General features: G+C 71.5%; 11 protein-coding genes and 1 tRNA gene. 5 read left to right on the forward strand and 7 right to left on the reverse strand.

The features are described from left to right. The first annotated feature begins 36 nt into the window (after positions 1–36). Positions 37–675, forward strand: coding sequence for a hypothetical protein (locus tag ABII15_RS04415; protein WP_353940945.1), 639 nt, complete (start codon positions 37–39; stop codon positions 673–675). Here the strand turns inward: ABII15_RS04415 and ABII15_RS04420 are convergent. Beyond that, positions 641–714: transfer RNA gene (locus ABII15_RS04420), tRNA-Pro, on the reverse strand. The genes ABII15_RS04415 and ABII15_RS04420 overlap by 35 nt on opposite strands. A 129-nt stretch (positions 715–843) precedes the next feature. Between ABII15_RS04420 and ABII15_RS04425 the strand changes: the two genes are divergently transcribed. Together ABII15_RS04425 and ABII15_RS04430 are read left to right on the forward strand one after the other, a co-directional pair. Beyond that, a complete protein-coding gene (locus tag ABII15_RS04425; protein ID WP_353940946.1) occupies positions 844–1,338 on the forward strand; it encodes a DUF309 domain-containing protein in 495 nt (164 codons plus the stop codon). Positions 1,339–1,498: 160 nt separating this feature from the next. Further along, on the forward strand, positions 1,499–3,490 hold the full coding sequence (locus ABII15_RS04430; RefSeq protein WP_353946956.1) for an MDR family MFS transporter: 1,992 nt from the start codon (positions 1,499–1,501) through the stop codon (positions 3,488–3,490). Positions 3,491–3,498: 8 nt separating this feature from the next. Here the strand turns inward: ABII15_RS04430 and ABII15_RS04435 are convergent, their stop codons facing one another. Then, positions 3,499–4,263: a sulfite exporter TauE/SafE family protein gene (locus tag ABII15_RS04435; RefSeq protein WP_353940947.1), complete on the reverse strand. Its 765-nt coding sequence runs from the start codon at positions 4,261–4,263 to the stop codon at positions 3,499–3,501. Between the two features lie 133 nt (positions 4,264–4,396). Between ABII15_RS04435 and argG the strand changes: the two genes are divergently transcribed. After that, entirely contained in the window at positions 4,397–5,824 is a 1,428-nt protein-coding gene (argG, locus tag ABII15_RS04440; protein ID WP_353940948.1) for an argininosuccinate synthase, read from the forward strand. Positions 5,825–5,941: 117 nt separating this feature from the next. Here argG and ABII15_RS04445 read toward each other — a convergent pair whose 3' ends face one another. The 4 genes from ABII15_RS04445 to ABII15_RS04460 form a co-directional block, all read right to left on the reverse strand. Continuing rightward, a complete protein-coding gene (locus ABII15_RS04445; protein ID WP_353940949.1) occupies positions 5,942–7,459 on the reverse strand; it encodes a long-chain fatty acid--CoA ligase in 1,518 nt (505 codons plus the stop codon). Between the two features lie 154 nt (positions 7,460–7,613). Next, the gene (locus ABII15_RS04450; RefSeq protein ID WP_353940950.1) at positions 7,614–8,801 is read right to left on the reverse strand and encodes a thiolase family protein; all 1,188 of its coding nucleotides are present in this window, start codon (positions 8,799–8,801) and stop codon (positions 7,614–7,616) included. Between the two features lie 300 nt (positions 8,802–9,101). Beyond that, complete coding sequence (locus ABII15_RS04455) at positions 9,102–9,740, reverse strand: response regulator transcription factor (RefSeq protein WP_353946957.1); 639 nt, start codon at positions 9,738–9,740, stop codon at positions 9,102–9,104. Further along, entirely contained in the window at positions 9,737–11,491 is a 1,755-nt protein-coding gene (locus tag ABII15_RS04460) for a histidine kinase (protein WP_353940951.1), read from the reverse strand. The genes ABII15_RS04455 and ABII15_RS04460 overlap by 4 nt, the downstream gene beginning before the upstream one ends. A 153-nt stretch (positions 11,492–11,644) precedes the next feature. On the opposite strand from ABII15_RS04460, the gene ABII15_RS04465 reads away from it, so the two are divergent. Next, on the forward strand, positions 11,645–14,713 hold the full coding sequence (locus ABII15_RS04465) for a hypothetical protein (RefSeq protein ID WP_353940952.1): 3,069 nt from the start codon (positions 11,645–11,647) through the stop codon (positions 14,711–14,713). 47 nt (positions 14,714–14,760) lie between these two features. On the opposite strand, the gene ABII15_RS04470 is transcribed toward ABII15_RS04465, so the two are convergent. After that, positions 14,761–16,206 carry a glyceraldehyde-3-phosphate dehydrogenase gene (locus ABII15_RS04470; RefSeq protein ID WP_353940953.1) on the reverse strand — a complete coding sequence of 482 codons (1,446 nt, stop codon included), beginning with the start codon at positions 16,204–16,206 and terminating at the stop codon, positions 14,761–14,763. Positions 16,207–16,230 lie beyond the last annotated feature (24 nt).

Below are 16,230 nucleotides of genomic sequence, written 5' to 3' on the forward strand. Positions count from 1 at the left end.
GCCGGGCCTCTTTCCATGTCAGACCCCGAAGAACCGATGGCCACCGAGCCTGCGGCAGCCGGACCGACCGCCGCCGAGTCGCCCTCCCCGAAGAGCCCACGCGTCGACCGGCGCGGCGTCACCGCAGCCGTCGCGCTGCTCGCCGCCTGCGCGGGACTGGTCGCCTACGAGGTCCTCGACACGCCCGAGACCCCGCAGCGGCACGTGCCCACCGCGTCGGTGACGTACGAGGTGACGGGCGAGGGCACGGCCGACCTCACCTACCAGGCGCGGGACGAGTCCGGGAAGGCGGTCACGGTGCACGGCGCCGAACTGCCGTGGCGCAAGACCGTGCGGGTGCCGCTCGGCAAGCCGCCCGTCGTGACCGTCGCCCTGGACGGGAAGGGGGGGCCGGGCCAGTTGCCAACTGGCCGTACGTGGCGCGCATGTTCAGACCGCGACCGCCTACGGAAAGTACGGCCGCGCCACGTGCCAGGGCGAACTGGCCTCGCCCGAGCCGACCGGGTCGGCGGCGGAGGGTACCGACTGACCTGGCACCCCGCCCCGGTCGAGGGCGCGGGTCCCCAGCTGGTCCCCAAAAATGATCAAGGGCCGGTTTCGGATGTCTCCGAAACCGGCCCTGATCTGCGACTGTCTCCAGTCGGGACGACAGGATTTGAACCTGCGACCCCTTGACCCCCAGTCAAGTGCGCTACCAAGCTGCGCCACGTCCCGATGTCGATCGCCTTGCGACCCGCTGTTTCCGGGCCCCTTCGGCGGCGACAGGAAGAACCATACCCCAAGCTCAGGGGTGGTTTGAAACGGGTTCCGGGGTCTCCGCGCGCGGTGGGCGAGAATCGGGGGATGAGCACCGATCGCAGCGCAGGCCGGGACCGCGACGACGAGGGCCGCGCCCGCAACGCCCGGCCCCGCGACGGTCTGGGACGCCCGCTCCCCTACGGCGCCGCCGGTGTCGCCCGGCAGCCGGAGGGGGGGGTGGTGCGTACGGCCGGGGAGACCGTCGCCGAGGCGCAGGCGCTGCTCGACGCCGGGCGGCCCTTCCACGCGCACGAGGTCTTCGAGGACGCGTGGAAGTCGGCGCCCCGGGAGCAGCGTGAGCTGTGGCGCGGGCTCGCCCAGGCGGCCGTGGGGCTGACGCACGCGGCGCGCGGCAACGCGACGGGCGGGGCCCGGCTGCTGCGCAGGGGCGCGGACGCGGTGGACGCCTGGCCGGGGCGGGCGCCCGCCGGTCTGGACGTGCCGGCGGTGACGGCCTGGGCGCGGTCCCTGGCCGACCGGGTGGAGCGCGAGGGGCGTCCCGTGGACGCGGCGTCCTGCGCGCCCCGGCTCGCCCGGTAGGGCGGCCCGAGCGGGGCGTCACCGGTCCGGACCCCACCCGCATGCGGCCCCCATCCCTTGATGTGACCCTGCGAGAGTGACCACCACCACGGCTGAAACCGCCACCCCGGCCCCACCGGTACTGGACAAGCGTCGCCGGAACGTCGTCTTCGTGACGATCATGCTCGGCATGCTGCTCGCGGCCCTGGACCAGACGATCGTGGGCACGGCCCTGCCGACGATCGTCTCGGACCTGGGCGGCGCGGAGCACATGTCGTGGGTGGTCACCTCGTATCTCCTCGCGGAGACGGTCGCCACGGTCCTGGTCGGCAAGTTCGGCGACCTGTTCGGCCGCAAGGTCGTCTTCCAGGTGTCGGCGATCGTCTTCATCACGGGCTCGTTCCTGTGCGGCCTCGCCACGAACATGACGCTGCTCATCGTCTGGCGGGCGATGCAGGGCGTCGGCGCCGGCGGTCTCATGGTCACGGCGATGGCGCTGATCGCGGACGTCATCCCGCTGCGCGAGCGCGGCAAGTACCAGGGTGCGATCGGTGCCGTGTTCGGTGTGTCGACGGTGATCGGCCCGCTGCTCGGCGGGCTGTTCACGGACCATCTGACCTGGCGCTGGGCGTTCTACGTGAACGTGCCGATCGCGATCGTGGTGGTCGTCGCGGCGGCCCGCACCATCCCGGTGGTGAAGTCGGCGGCGCGGCCGGTCATCGACTATCTCGGCATCGCCCTGGTCGCGGTCGGGGCGAGCGCCCTGATCCTGGCGACGAGTTGGGGCGGCAACCAGTACGCGTGGGGCTCCGGCGTCATCATCGGCCTGTTCGCGGGCGGCCTGGTGGCGCTCGGCCTGTTCTGCTGGGCGGAGACCCGGGCGTCCGAACCGATGCTGCCGATGCGGCTGTTCGCGAACCCGGTCTTCACGGTCTGCTCGATCCTCAGCTTCATCGTGGGCTTCGCGATGCTGGGCGCGCTGACGTTCCTGCCGACGTATCTGCAGTACGTGGACGGGGACTCGGCCACCATCTCCGGCGTGCGCACGCTGCCGATGGTGATCGGTCTGCTGATCGCGTCGGTCTTCTCCGGGAACGTCGTCAGCAAGACCGGCAAATACCGGATCTTCCCGATCGTCGGCTCGCTCGTCATGGGCCTCGGCCTGTACCTCCTGTCGCGGATGGGACCGTCGTCCTCGGCCTGGCTGGAGTCGCTCTACATGTTCGTGCTCGGTCTCGGGATCGGGCTGTCCATGCAGGTGCTCACCATCGCCGTGCAGAACACCGTCGAGTACGCGGACCTGGGCACGGCCACCTCCGGCGTGACCTTCTTCCGTACGCTCGGCAGCTCCTTCGGCACCGCGGTGTTCGGCACGATCTACGCCAACACCCTCAAGCCGAACCTGACCGACGGCGTCGAGCAGGCGGCGCGGGCCGGCACCGGCATCGATCCGGCGGCGCTCGCCAAGGCGGCGCAGAGCCCGGAGGGGCTGCACGCGCTGCCGGCCGGAGCGCGCGAGCCCATCGCGCAGGCGTACGCGGACTCGCTGCACACGGTGTTCCTGTGGACGGTGCCGGTGGCGGTCGTCGGATTCGTGGTGGCGCTCTTCCTGAAGCAGGTGCAGCTGCGCGACACCGCGCGGGCCGGTTCGACGGACATGGGAGAGGGCTTCGCCCAGCCGTCCACCGGCGATCCGTCGCACCTGCTGGAACGGGCCGTCGGCAACATCGTGAAGTCCTCGAACCTGGGGACCGCGCGGAAGATCCTCGACGCCTCCGACAGCCGCCTGGACATGGCCGGCTCGTGGGCCGTGATGCAGGTGGAGTTCTATACGCGGATGGTCGGACACGCCTCCCTCGGCATGATCGCGGCGCGGCGCAGGCTGCCGCCGGAGGTGCTGGTGCCGGTCTTCCAGCGGATGGTCGACGAGGGCTATCTGACCCGTACGGGGTCGTACTTCTCGCACACCGACGCGGGCCGGCGGGAGGCCGATGTGCTCAACCGGGCCTGGGGCGACTGGCTGAGCGAGCAGGTCGAGGCCGATGTCGGCCGGCCGCCGGGGAAGGACCTGCGGGCGGCGGTCGACTCCATCGCCAAGCGGCTCCTGGTCGAGGACCTGGCGCAGGGGCTGCCGCAGCAGCCCGCGGCCGACCGCTCCGTGACGGCCTCCTGAGTCTCCCGTCAGCGCAGCAGCAGCTGGAGCCCGCCGAGCACCGTCGCAGCGATCACCAGTTGCTCGAAGAGCCGCTGGTTGATGCGGTTGACGGCCACCTTGCCGATCAGCGCTCCCGGCACGACGAAGGCGACGAGGGCCGCGTCCAGCAGCAGCGAGCGGCCGTCGATGAGGCCGAGGCCCACGCTGAAGGGCACCTTCGCGGAGTTCACGATGAGGAAGAACCACGCGGAGGTGCCGAGGAAGCCCAGCTTCTTGAATCCGGCCGACAGCAGATACATCGACATCACCGGGCCGCCGGCGTTGGCGACCATGGTGGTGAAGCCGCCGAGCACGCCGTACGAGCCCGCCTTGACGCGGGCCGCGCGCGTCGGGTCGCCCTCCGCCCCGGGCGCCTCGGCGTGCCTGCGCCGCCAGAGCGTGACGGCGGCCATCACCAGCAGGATGACGCCGATGGAGCCGCGGACGAGCCCGTCGCCCGCGAACGCGAGGAAGACGGTGCCGACGACCACTCCCCCGGCCACGGCCGGGAAGAGCCGCCACAGCGTCGGCCAGTGGGCGTGCCTGCGGTAGGTCAGCACGGCGAGGATGTCGCCGCAGATGAGGATGGGCAACAGCACGCCGGTGGAGTCGCGGGCGGGCAGGATCGCGGCGAAGACGGCGAGGCTGACGGTGTTGGCCCCGCTGACGGCGGTCTTGGAGAAGCCCACCAGGAGGGCCGCGGCGGCCAGCGCCGTGAACCCCCAGGGGGTGACGCCGAATATCTCGTGCATGTGCTCCGTCTCCGCCGGTCCGGGGTGCCCGCCTGCCGTGCGCCCCGGGACACTTTCGCACTACACGCGTTCCGCGCAGAAGGAGCCCCGGCGGGGCTTTGCATAACCATGAGCAGTGATGCATACTCTTCCTATGTCCAAGGTCCTCACTTCCCTTCCCGCCGGCGAGCGCGTCGGCATCGCCTTCTCGGGCGGCCTCGACACGTCCGTCGCGGTCGCGTGGATGCGCGACAAGGGCGCCGTCCCGTGCACCTACACCGCGAACATCGGCCAGTACGACGAGCCCGACATCGACTCGGTGCCCGGCCGCGCCAAGACCTACGGCGCCGAGATCGCCCGCCTGGTCGACTGCCGCGAGGCGCTGGTCGAGGAGGGCCTGGCCGCGCTGACCTGCGGCGCGTTCCACATCCGCTCGGGCGGTCGCGCGTACTTCAACACGACGCCGCTGGGCCGCGCGGTCACCGGCACGCTCCTGGTGCGGGCGATGCTCGAGGACAACGTGCAGATCTGGGGCGACGGCTCCACGTACAAGGGCAATGACATCGAGCGGTTCTACCGCTACGGCCTGCTGGCCAACCCGAACCTGCGGATCTACAAGCCCTGGCTCGACGCGGGCTTCGTGGCCGAGCTGGGCGGCCGTCAGGAGATGTCGGAGTGGCTGGTCGCCCACGGCCTGCCCTACCGGGACTCCGCGGAGAAGGCGTACTCCACCGACGCCAACATCTGGGGCGCCACGCACGAGGCGAAGATCCTCGAGCACCTGGACACGGGTGTGGAGACGGTCGAGCCGATCATGGGTGTGAAGTTCTGGGACCCGTCGGTGGAGATCCCCACCGAGGACGTCACCATCGGCTTCAAGGAGGGGCGTCCGGTCACGGTCAACGGCAAGGAGTTCGCCTCCGCCGTCGACCTGGTGATGGAGGCCAACGCCATCGGCGGCCGCCACGGCATGGGCATGTCCGACCAGATCGAGAACCGGATCATCGAGGCCAAGAGCCGCGGCATCTACGAGGCCCCGGGCATGGCGCTGCTGCACGCCGCCTACGAGCGGCTCGTGAACGCGATCCACAACGAGGACACCCTCGCCCAGTACCACTCCGAGGGCCGGCGCCTGGGCCGTCTGATGTACGAGGGCCGCTGGCTGGACCCGCAGGCCCTGATGATCCGCGAGTCGCTCCAGCGCTGGGTCGGCGCCGCGGTCACCGGTGAGGTCACGCTGCGGCTGCGGCGCGGCGAGGACTACTCGATCCTCGACACGACGGGCCCGGCGTTCAGCTACCACCCGGACAAGCTCTCCATGGAGCGCACCGAGGACTCGGCGTTCGGTCCTGTCGACCGGATCGGCCAGCTCACCATGCGCAACCTGGACATCGCCGACTCGCGCGCCAAGCTGGAGCAGTACGCGGGGCTCGGGCTGCTCGGTTCCGGTGACTCGGCGCTCGGCGCCGGCCTCATCGGCGCGCTGCCGGAGGGCGGGGCGCAGGCCATCGCCTCCCGCGGTGAGGTGTCCGGGGAGGACGAGGCTCTGGACAGGGCCGCGATGGAGTTCGGCACCGACTGACTCCGTCGGTTCAGCAGGGAGGACCGGGTCGGCGCTGGGAGGCGTCGGGCCGGTCCTCTTTTTGTGCGTTGCCGGGTGCGCGTCGAGTGTGGCTGAGCGCGCGGTTCCCCGCGCCCCTTACGGGGCGCTGTAGGTCGCCCTCAGTTCTCGCTTCAGGATCTTCATGCTCGGGCCCAGCGGGAGCTGGTCCGTGAATTCGATGCGGCGGGGGTACTTGTGCTTGCCGAGGTGGGACTTGGACCAGTCCGTGAGGGTGGCGGCGTCCAGGGTCTCGCCGGGCTTCGGGACGACGACGGCGCAGATCTCCTCGCCGTGGATGTCGTCGGGCAGACCGATCACGGCCGCGTGGCCGACGCCGGGGTGGCGCATGAGGACCTCCTCGACCTCGCGCGGGTACACGTTGTAGCCGCCGCGGATGATGATGTCCTTCTTGCGGTCGACGATGCGCAGATAGCCGTCGGCGTCCTTGGTGCCGAGGTCGCCGGTGCGGAACCAGCCGTCGACCAGGGCCTCGGCGGTGGCCTCGGGGCGGCCCAGGTAGCCGGTGAAGACGCAGTGCCCGCGCACGACGACCTCGCCCAGTTCGCCGGAGGCCAGCAGCTCCACCCGGTCCTCCACCTCCGCGCGGGCGATCTCCACGTCGACACCCCACAGGGGGTGGCCGATCGTGCCGGGGCGGGCGCCGAAGGCGGGCTGGTTGGCGGCCGCGGCGGGGGACGTCTCCGACAGGCCGTAGCCCTCGAAGATCGTGGCGCCGAACGCCTTCTCGAAGCCTTCGAGGACCGCCACCGGGAGGGAGGCGCCGCCCGAGACGCAGATCTTCAGGTCGGGGAGCTTGTCCGCGGCGGGCGCCGCGGCGAGCAGGTTCACGAACATCGTGGGGACGCCGTGGAACGTGTTCACGTTCTCCGTCACCATCAGGTCGACGGCGCGCGCCGCGTCGAAGCGCGGCAGCAGGACGAGGGTCGCACCCGCGCGCCAGGTCGCGTTCATCGACACGGTCTGGCCGAAGGCGTGGAACAGCGGCAGCGCACCGAGCGCGATGTCGTCCGGGGCGACGTTGTGGGCGTCGAACGCGGAGACCGTGGCGTTCATGACGAGGTTGAAGTGGCTCAGCTCGGCGCCCTTGGGGACGCCGGTGGTGCCGCTCGTGTAGAAGATGACGGCCGCGTCGTCGGCCTCGCGGGTGACGTACGTCGCCAACGGCTCGGCGGCGGTGGTCAGTTGCTCCAGGTCGCCGCCCGCGCCCAGCGTCAGCATGCGGACGCCGGTCGCCTCCGCGGCCGCCGCGCCGACCGCCGCCTGCGCCGGGTGGCACAGGAGCAGCGTCGCACCGCTGTCCTTCAGGACGTGCTCGACCTCTCCGGCCGACAGCAGCAGATGGACGGGCACGACGACCGCGCCGGCCGCGAGCGCCGCGTAGTAGGCGCGCGGGAACTCCGCGGTGTTGGGTGCCATGAGGGCGACCCGGTCCCCCGGGCGGACACCGAGGCCGGTGAGGGCCGAGGCCTGCCGGCGGGCCTGAAGCCACAACTCCTCGAAGGTGAGGCGCAGTTCGCCCTCGATGAGGCCGATCTTGGCAGGGCGGCGGCGGGCGTTCTCGGCGAGGATCGCGGCGAGGGAGAGGGTTGCCATGGGGGGTGGTGCTCCGTTCCGTACTGAACTCTGGTGCTGCGGTGAACCAGGTCGGTGGGCCGGTGATCCGGCTAGCGGGCGGCTCCGGTGACGACGGCGACGCGTCCGGTGAACCTGTTCATGTGTGCTCGTCTTCCTTGCGTGGTGCGGGTGTTCAGGCGCGCTCGACGAGGACGGCGCTGCCCTGGCCGACGCCGACGCACATGGTGGCGAGGCCGCGGGCCGCGCCGGTGCGGCGCAGGCGGTGCAGCAGCGTGGTGAGGATGCGGGCGCCGGAGCAGCCGAGCGGGTGGCCGAGGGCGATGGCGCCGCCGGTCGGGTTGACCAGGCCGGGGTCGATGCCGAGGCCGTCGACGCAGGCGAGGGCCTGGGCGGCGAACGCCTCGTTGAACTCGGCCTCCTCGATGTCGGCGACGGACCAGCCGGCGCGGCGCAGGGCCTTCTGCGTGGCGGGGACCGGGCCGATGCCCATGACGTCGGGGTTCACGCCGGCCGAGGCGCCGGCGACGTAGCGGCCGAGCGAGACGAGTCCGAACTCCTCCAGGGCCTCCTCGCTGACCAGGAGCAGGCCCGCGGCGCCGTCGTTCATCGGCGACGCGTTGCCCGCCGTCACCGAACCGCCCTTGCGGAAGACGGGCTTGAGGGCGCCGAGCTTCTCCAGCGACGTGTCGGGGCGGATGCACTCGTCGGCGTCGACGACCACTCCGTCGGGCCTCGTCACGGGAAGGATCTCGGCGTCGAAGAGGCCGTCCTTGCGGGCGGCGGCCGCCTTGTGGTGGCTGCGCAGGGCGAAGGCGTCCTGGCGCTCGCGCGCGATGCCGTACCGGTCGGCGACCTCCTCGGCGGTCTCCCCCATCGCGAGGACCCCGTGCAGGTCCTTCATCCGGGGGTTGGTCAGGCGCCAGCCGAGCCGGGTGTCGTACGTCTGCAGGGCGTGCGGCAGCGCCTCGTCGGGGCGGGGCAGCACGAACGGGGCGCGGCTCATCGACTCGGAGCCGCCCGCGAGCACCACGTCGGCCTCGCCCGCGGCGACGGTGCGGGCGGCGGTGGTGACGGCCTCCATGCCCGAGGCGCACAGCCGGTTCACGGTCGCGCCCGGCACCGTCTCGGGCAGGCCCGCGAGGAGGGCGGCCATCCGCGCGACGTTCCGGTTGTCCTCGCCCGCCTGGTTCGCCGCGCCCCAGTAGATGTCGTCGATCCGGGCCGGGTCGAGCCCGGGCGCGTCCGCGACCAGCGCCTTGACGACCGTCGCCGCGAGGTCGTCGGGCCGCACGGAGGACAGCGCGCCGCGGAGCTTGCCGATGGGGGTGCGGCGGGCGGCGGCGAAGTGTACGGGGCGCACAGTCAACTCCAGTGAACAGCCGGAACGCGGTTAATTAGCAGCGCTAGTTTTGGACTATAGACCTGCTCGGACGCGGCTGTGAAGAGGTCCCGGGCGACCAAACCGGGGCATGCCGTGATCAAAGAGGTAAGTGGGGTTCCGCATCTCAGGGCTGACCCTGATGTCCTCCGCCGCGCGACTGCCTACTGTGGAGGTCCGGCACCGCTCCGCGGACGACGTACGGGGGAGCACGGGGGACACGGGGGAACGGGCGTCGTCTCCGGAGCGGGCAGCCGGGATCTCTTGAGCGACGCGGCGGCGTCAGCCGCGCAGATAGGTGAGGACCGCCATGACCCGGCGGTGCTCCAGCAGATCGGGTTCCAGGCGGAGCTTGCCGAAGATGTTGCGGACGTGGGTCTCGACCGTCTTGCCGCCGATGACCAGCTTCTGCGCGATGGCCTCGTTCGAGCGGCCCTCGGCCATCAGCGCCAGCACGTCGCGCTCGCGCCCGGTGAGGTCGTCGAGCGGCCCCGGCATCCGGGGCGCCTCCATCAGCCGGCTGACGACCAGCGGGTCGAGGACGGTCTCCCCCGCGGCGACCCGTTCGAGGGCGCCGCGCAGCTCGTCGATGTCGGCGACCCGTTCCTTCAGCAGATAGCCGAAGCCCTCCGGGTTCTGGGCCAGCACCCGCACGGTCGAGCTGGTCTCCACGTACTGGGAGAGCAGGAGCACGCCGGTGCCGGGGTGCGCGGCGCGGACGGCGGCCGCGGCGAGCAGGCCCTCGTCGGTGTGCGTGGGCGGCATCCGGATGTCGAGGAGCACCGCGTCGGGGGTGTGCTCGGCGACGAGGGCGAGCAGGGGTCCGGTGTCGCCGCAGTCCGCGGCCACCTCGATCCCCTCGTCGGTGAGGAGCCGTACGATGCCCTGCCGCAGGAGTGCCGAGTCCTCGGCCACGATCACCCGCACGGCAGCTCCGCCCTGATTCTGGTCCCGCCGCCCGCGGGGCTGTCGATGTGCAGCACGCCGTCGACGGCGGCGAGCCGGTCGGCGAGGCCGCGCAGGCCGGTGCCGTGCGCGGTGTCGACGCCTCCGACGCCGTCGTCGACGGTCTCGACGACGAGCCGGTCGCCCTCCTGCCGGGCCGAGACGCTGACGGCGCGGGCGCCCGCGTGCTTGGCGGCGTTCGACAGGGCCTCGCAGACGGTGAAGTAGGCGGTGGTCTCGACGAGGGGGTCGTAGCGGCGCGGCTCTGCGGCGACGACGACCGGCAGCGCGGCCTCTTTCGCGAGGGCGTTCAGGGCCGGGGCCAGGCCCTCGCGGGTCAGGACGGCCGGGTGGATGCCGTGGGCGATGCCGCGCAGTTCCTCGATGGCCAGGCGCAGGCTCGACTCGGCCTCGTCGGCGGCGGCGCGCAGGATCTCGTCGGGATGGTCGGCCAGACCGCGCCGCACCCGCCGCACCGACATGAGGGCGAAGACCAGACGGGCCTGTGCCCCGTCGTGCAGGTCGCGCTCCAGGCGTCCGCGCTCGGCGTCGGCGGCCTGCACGATGCGGCTGGCGACGTCCTTGGCGCGGGTGCGCAGCCAGACGTTCTCCAGGGCGAGGCGGAGCGCGGCGGCGACGGAGCCGAGCAGTTCCGGGTCGTCCGCGAGGGCCGGGTCGTGGTGGAGCAGGGCGAGCGGGCGGCCGTCGGCGGCGCGCACCGGGGTGCGCCCGGGGCCGTCGGCGCCGACCTCGCGGCCGGACCCGTCGACGTAGGCCCGCTTCTCCTCGCGCCACAGGCCGAGCCGCAGCGTCGCGTCGCCGAGGACGCGGACGAGGGCTTCGCGGACCCGGGCCGGGTCGGGGTCGGTGCCGACGTCGATGACCAGGCCGCTGACCTCGGCGCGCTGGAGGTGCATGCGGAGCAGCCCGGCGAGGAAGGCGAAGGGGACGGCGACCTGGGAGAGGTCGGAGAGCAGGTAGACGGCCTGCGCGGTGAGCGAGTCGGAGTCGCCGAACCAGGGGACGACATAGAACAGCATGTCCCACATGAGGAAGACGACGGCGATGCCGATGCCCATCCAGGCGGGCAGCAGGGCGCGGCGGCGGGCCGCCGAGGCGTGCCGCCAGCGCTGCACGATGGCCACGGCGGCGACGGCGGAGATGATCCATCCCGCCGCGTGGTAGGCGGCGTCGAAGGCGTCGAAGGCGCCGTTCCAGGCGGGGACGGCGATGAGGTTCGGGCCGCAGTCGACGCAGTCGAGGTAGGTCGCGTCGGTGTTGCGCGCCGGGTCGAACAGGAGCGTGCGGATCAGGCCGCCGACGGCGACGAGCGCGTACGCGCTCTGGACGAGGCGGCGGGTGAGGACCGTGGTGAGGCGGCCCTCGGGGAAGGACAGCACGAGGTGCAGCAGCACCGCCATGTTCAGCGCCTCCCACCAGGCGCCGAAGCTGAACAGGGCGGGCACGGCGGAGCCCTGGAGGTTGCCGAAGAACCAGGTGATGCCCTCGGCCGTCATCAGCGGGCCGGTGTGGTTGGCGGGCCTGCGCCGCCAGGCGACGAGGCCGGCGATCACATAGGCGCCGCCGACCGCGAGGTCGCGTACGAGATCCGATGCGGACGCGCCGCTGCGGCCGTACGCCCATGTTCCGGCCGACGCCGACACGACGGCGAGGGCCGCGGCCCCGGTCAGGCGCAGCCGCAGCCCGCGCCCACCCTGACTGTCCACGCGCCACACCGTAAGCCATAGGGGCCACGGAGCGTAAACAGGTGAGGTACGTACCGCGTCTTCCGGAACATTGGTGCCCCGTGCGGTGCCTCGTCTCCCTAGAGTTGCGGGGAGGGGGCCGGGATCCGGCCGGGTTCGGCGACGGGGGTTGTGATGGGGTCGCGCGGTGTGCTGTCGTTCGCGGACGCTCTGGGGTTACTGGGGGTGGATTCGGCGCGGATCGCCGCTCTGGACAGGGCAGTTGGCGGTGCGCTGAATCTGGCGACCGGCGGGGCGAGCGGCACGCTGCTCGGGATGGTGTCGGGGCGCGGCCGGATCGTCGGGGCGGGGCGCGACGCGGTGCACGGGGTCGCCGAGCGGCTCGGGCGGGCCGGGAGACGGGCCGAGCGGACCGAGGTGCTGCGGGCGGCGCACACGGTGATCGTGGTGGTGGCGTGGTTCGAGGCGCTGGACGGGGCGCGGCTGCCGTTCTCGCTCGACGACGTGGAGCTGACCCGGGGCGAGCAGTTGCGGCTGGTGGGGACGGACGAGGTCGCGGGGGACGATCTGGTGCGCGCGTTGCTGTCGACGGAGGTTCCGTTTCCGGCGCCGCACCGTCCGCCGGAGGCCATGGCTCTTGAACTGAAGTCGTTCTACACGACGGTCAGCGGACGGTTCTGGCAGTTCCTGACCGGACTGCGCATCTGGGAGCAGCTCCAGGACCTGGACCAGTCCCGGACCTCGGCGGTCCTGGGCGGCACTCTGGTCGACGACGCGGTGCGGAGATACTCCGCTCTCTATGCTCAACTGTCTCTCGCAGCACCCGAGTTCAACTTCTGGGTCACCCTCAACGAGCATCAGGCGACCCGCGCCGAGGTCCGCCGCGCTCTCGACGGCGTACGGACGCTGCTGGTCGGCTCCGCCGCGCATCTCACCCCGCCCGCCGATGTCGCCGCCGCGCTGGCCCGGGCGCACACCGCCACGCTCGGGCGTCCGGTGCTCGACGCCACCACGGCGCCGGAGGGCATCCGTGTCCCCTCGCTGCGGGAGATGTATCTCGACCCGGACTTCCGGGTCGCGGAGCCGCAAGGGCAGTCGGGACCGGCCGACGAGTCCTGGTGGCAGCGGTTCGGGGTGCGCCAGGACCTGACGCGGTATCTCGCGGGCGCGCTCACCAATCCGGCTCTCGCCCACTCCCCGCTCCTGATCCTGGGCCAGCCCGGGGCGGGCAAGTCCGTGCTCACCCGGGTGCTCGCCGCACGGCTGTCGGAAGCCGGGTTCCTGCCGGTCCGGGTCCCGCTGCGGGACGTACGCGCCGAGGACGAGCTCCAGGACCAGATCGAGCTGGCGGTGCGGGCCACCACGGGCGAGCGCACGACCTGGCCCGAACTCGTCAGATCCGCGGGTGGCTCGACGCCGGTGCTGCTCCTCGACGGCTTCGACGAACTCCTCCAGACGACGGGCGTCCACCACAACGACTTCCTGGTCCGTGTCGCCCGGTTCCAGCAGCGCGAGGCGGAGCAGGGCCGGTCCGTCCTGGCCCTGGTGACCAGCCGGACCAGCGTCGCCGACCGGGCCCGCTATCCAGAGGGGCTGGTGGCGCTGCGTCTCGAGCCGTTCCGCCCGGAGCAGATCCAGCAGTGGCTGGCCATCTGGAACGACGCCAATGCTCGTGTTCTGACGCCTCTGCGCTGGGAGGCCGTGGCCCAACACGCCGAACTCGCCTCCCAGCCCCTGCTGTTGACCATGCTAGCGCTCTACGACGCCACCGAAGGCGGCCTGAACCGGGACGGGGCGCCGCTCGCCGTCACCGAGCTGTACGAGGAGCTGCTGTCCTCGTTCGCGCGCCGCGAGGTGGGCAAGTCGACCCGGGAGGCCGTGCCGGACGCCGAGACCGAGGAGCGCGTCGAGCGGGAGCTGCAACGGCTGTCGCTGGTCGCTTTCGCCCTGCTCAACCGGCGTCGCCAGTGGGTGTCGGCCGCCGACCTGGACGAGGACCTCACGGCGCTGCTCGGGAAGCACGCCGTCGTGTCCGCCGGATTCCGCGCGCCGCTCGGCGCCGCCGAGATCGCGCTCGGCCGGTTCTTCTTCGTGCAGCGGTCCCAGTCGGTCCGCAGCGGCCAGGTCCTTGCGACGTACGAGTTCCTGCACGCGACGTTCGGCGAGTATCTGGCGGTCCGGCTCGCGGTGCGCCTGCTCAGGGACCTCATGGCGCAGCGCCCCGGTCTGTCGCTGGGCGAGAGCCGGATCGACGACGGTCTGGCGTACGCGCTGCTGTCCTACGCGTCACTGGCATCACGCCAGATGCTTCGTTTCCTGCGGGAGTTGGCGGGACGGATACCGGAGGCCGAGCGGGAACGGCTCGCCCGGCAACTGGTCAAGGTGCTGCGCGGGCAGCACCGGATCCGTACGACGGAGGAGTATCCCGCCTACCGGCCGGACGATCTGCGGACGGCCTCCCGGCACGGACTGTACGAGTCGAACCTCGTCCTGATGGTGCTGGTGCTGCTCCGGCGGACGACCGCCGCCGACCTGTTCCCCGACACCAAGGAACCGATGAACCATTGGAACGGGCACTGTCTGCTGTGGCGCTCCGCGATGGACCCGGGGGAATGGACCGACTTCGCCCTGAGCCTCACGACGCGGCGGTACTGGGAGGAGGACGGGACCCGTGCGCTGGAGATCTCCCATCGGGGTGACCAGCCTTTCGAGCATCCCGGCCCTCTCGACGCCAACTGGCTCTTCGGGTTCGCCGAAGGGGCCGGCGGCCACACATGGCAGCGCGCCTACTGGGACGAGATCTGGCACAAGGTGTCCGTGGGTGCCACCACCACGGACGCCATCGTCCGGCACACGATGGATCCGGTGTTCGCCAATCTGGGGGTCGCGGTCACCACGTTCACGCCCCGGGCCGGGGAGCCCGCGACGTCTCTCGCACACAGTCTCCTCTGTCTGCTGCTCGACGATGTCACGGCGATGTCCGACGCGGAGTTGAACGACCTGCATGCGCGCGTGCGCGACGGTCTGGACCCCCTGATGACGAGCAGCACGCAATTGGCTCGACTGATGGACGTCTTCCTCACGGTGCACAAACGAGACCGGAACCGTCTCTCTCCCGAGGTGATCGTTCAGCTCGATCGTCTCGTGGAGACATTCGTGGACCTGTTGCGCACGGACCCGACGTACCCTCTGCGCTCCGTCCTCCAGCGCCACTACCCCACGCTCTTCGACCCCGCGCCCTGAAGGGTCACTGACCCTTCAGGGGCGGCGCATCGCCTCGCTCCGGGCCGTCAGGCGACCGGCGCCGGGAACGTCGGGTACTCGACTCCGGAGACGTGCTGGACGACCCGGATCACCTGGCACGAGTAGCCGAACTCGTTGTCGTACCAGAGGTAGAGGATCGCGTTGTCGCCGTCGACCTTCGTGGCGCCCGCGTCGACGATCGACGCGTGGCGCGAGCCGATGAAGTCGCTGGAGACCGCGTCGGGTGAGTCGGTGAAGTCGATCTGGCGCTTCAGCGGCGAGGTCAGCGAGACGTCGCGCAGGTGCTCCAGGACGTCCTCGCGGGTCGTCTCGCGGCCCAGGCGCAGGCTGAGGATGGCGATCGAGACGTCCGGGACGGGGACGCGGATGGAGCTGCCGGTGATGGGCGCCTTGAGGTCGGGCAGCGCCTTGGCGACGGCGGAGGCGGCGCCGGTCTCGGTGATGACCATGTTGAGCGGCGCGGAGCGGCCGCGGCGGTCGGCCTTGTGGTAGTTGTCCAGCAGGTTCTGGTCGTTGGTGAACGAGTGGACCGTCTCGACGTGCCCGCGCAGCACCCCGTACTCGTCGGCCATCGCCTTCAGCGGCGGCACGATCGCGTTCGTCGTGCAGGAGGCGCAGGACAGGATCTGCTCGTCCGGCTTGATCGTGTCGTGGTTGACGCCGTGCACGATGTTCGGGACGTCGCCCTTGCCGGGGGCGGTGAGGACGACCTTGTCGATGCCGGGACGCAGGTGCGTGGAGAGGCCCTCGCGGTCGCGCCACTTGCCGGTGTTGTCGATGAGGATCGCGTTGTTGATGCCGTACGCGGTGTAGTCGACCTCGGACGGGTCGTTCGCGTAGATCACCTTGATCGCGTTGCCGTTGGCGACGATGGTGCTGTTCGCCTCGTCGACGGTGATCGTGCCCTGGAACGGGCCGTGGATGGAGTCGCGGCGCAGCAGCGAGGCCCGCTTGACCAGGTCGGACTCGCCGCCGCCGCGGACGACGACGGCGCGCAGCCGCAGGCCGTTGCCGGAGCCGGCCTTCTCGATGAGCAGGCGGGCGACGAGGCGGCCGATGCGGCCGAAGCCGTAGAGGACGACGTCGCGGCCCGCGCCCGGCCCGACGCTGCCGGTGCCGATGGCGCCGGCGACGGCCTCGGCGGTGAACTCCTCGACGCTCAGGCCCCGTTCGTCACTCTTGTAGGTGGCGGCGAGCATGCCGAGGTCGATCTGGGAAGGGCCCAGGTCGAGGGCGGACAGGGCCCGCAGGAACGGCATCGTCTCGGTGACCGAGAGCTCTGCGCCGGCTATCTGCCGGGCGAATCGGTGGGTCTTGAGAATGCTCACCACCGACTTGTTCACCAAGGAGCGGCTGTGCAGCAGGACGTTCACGTCCCGCTCGCGGTGCAGCTTCCCGATGATCGGGATCATCGCCTCCGCGGTCTCCTCGCGGTGCTTCCAATTGGTGAACGAGTCGTCGTTGACAGTCACGATCATCTCTTTCGAGCTAGATGG

The organism is Streptomyces sp. HUAS MG91, from assembly GCF_040529335.1.
GTDB lineage: Bacteria > Actinomycetota > Actinomycetes > Streptomycetales > Streptomycetaceae > Streptomyces > Streptomyces tabacisoli.

Coding starts and splice junctions, on each gene's coding strand:
- ABII15_RS04430 (WP_353946956.1), top strand. CDS start 1,499: ATGCTCGGCATGCTGCTCGCGGCCCTGGACCAGACGATCGTGGGCACG.
- ABII15_RS04465 (WP_353940952.1), top strand. CDS start 11,645: ATGGGGTCGCGCGGTGTGCTGTCGTTCGCGGACGCTCTGGGGTTACTG.
- ABII15_RS04435 (WP_353940947.1), bottom strand. CDS start 4,263: ATGCACGAGATATTCGGCGTCACCCCCTGGGGGTTCACGGCGCTGGCC.
- ABII15_RS04445 (WP_353940949.1), bottom strand. CDS start 7,459: ATGGCAACCCTCTCCCTCGCCGCGATCCTCGCCGAGAACGCCCGCCGC.
- ABII15_RS04415 (WP_353940945.1), top strand. CDS start 37: ATGGCCACCGAGCCTGCGGCAGCCGGACCGACCGCCGCCGAGTCGCCC.
- ABII15_RS04425 (WP_353940946.1), top strand. CDS start 844: ATGAGCACCGATCGCAGCGCAGGCCGGGACCGCGACGACGAGGGCCGC.
- argG (WP_353940948.1), top strand. CDS start 4,397: ATGTCCAAGGTCCTCACTTCCCTTCCCGCCGGCGAGCGCGTCGGCATC.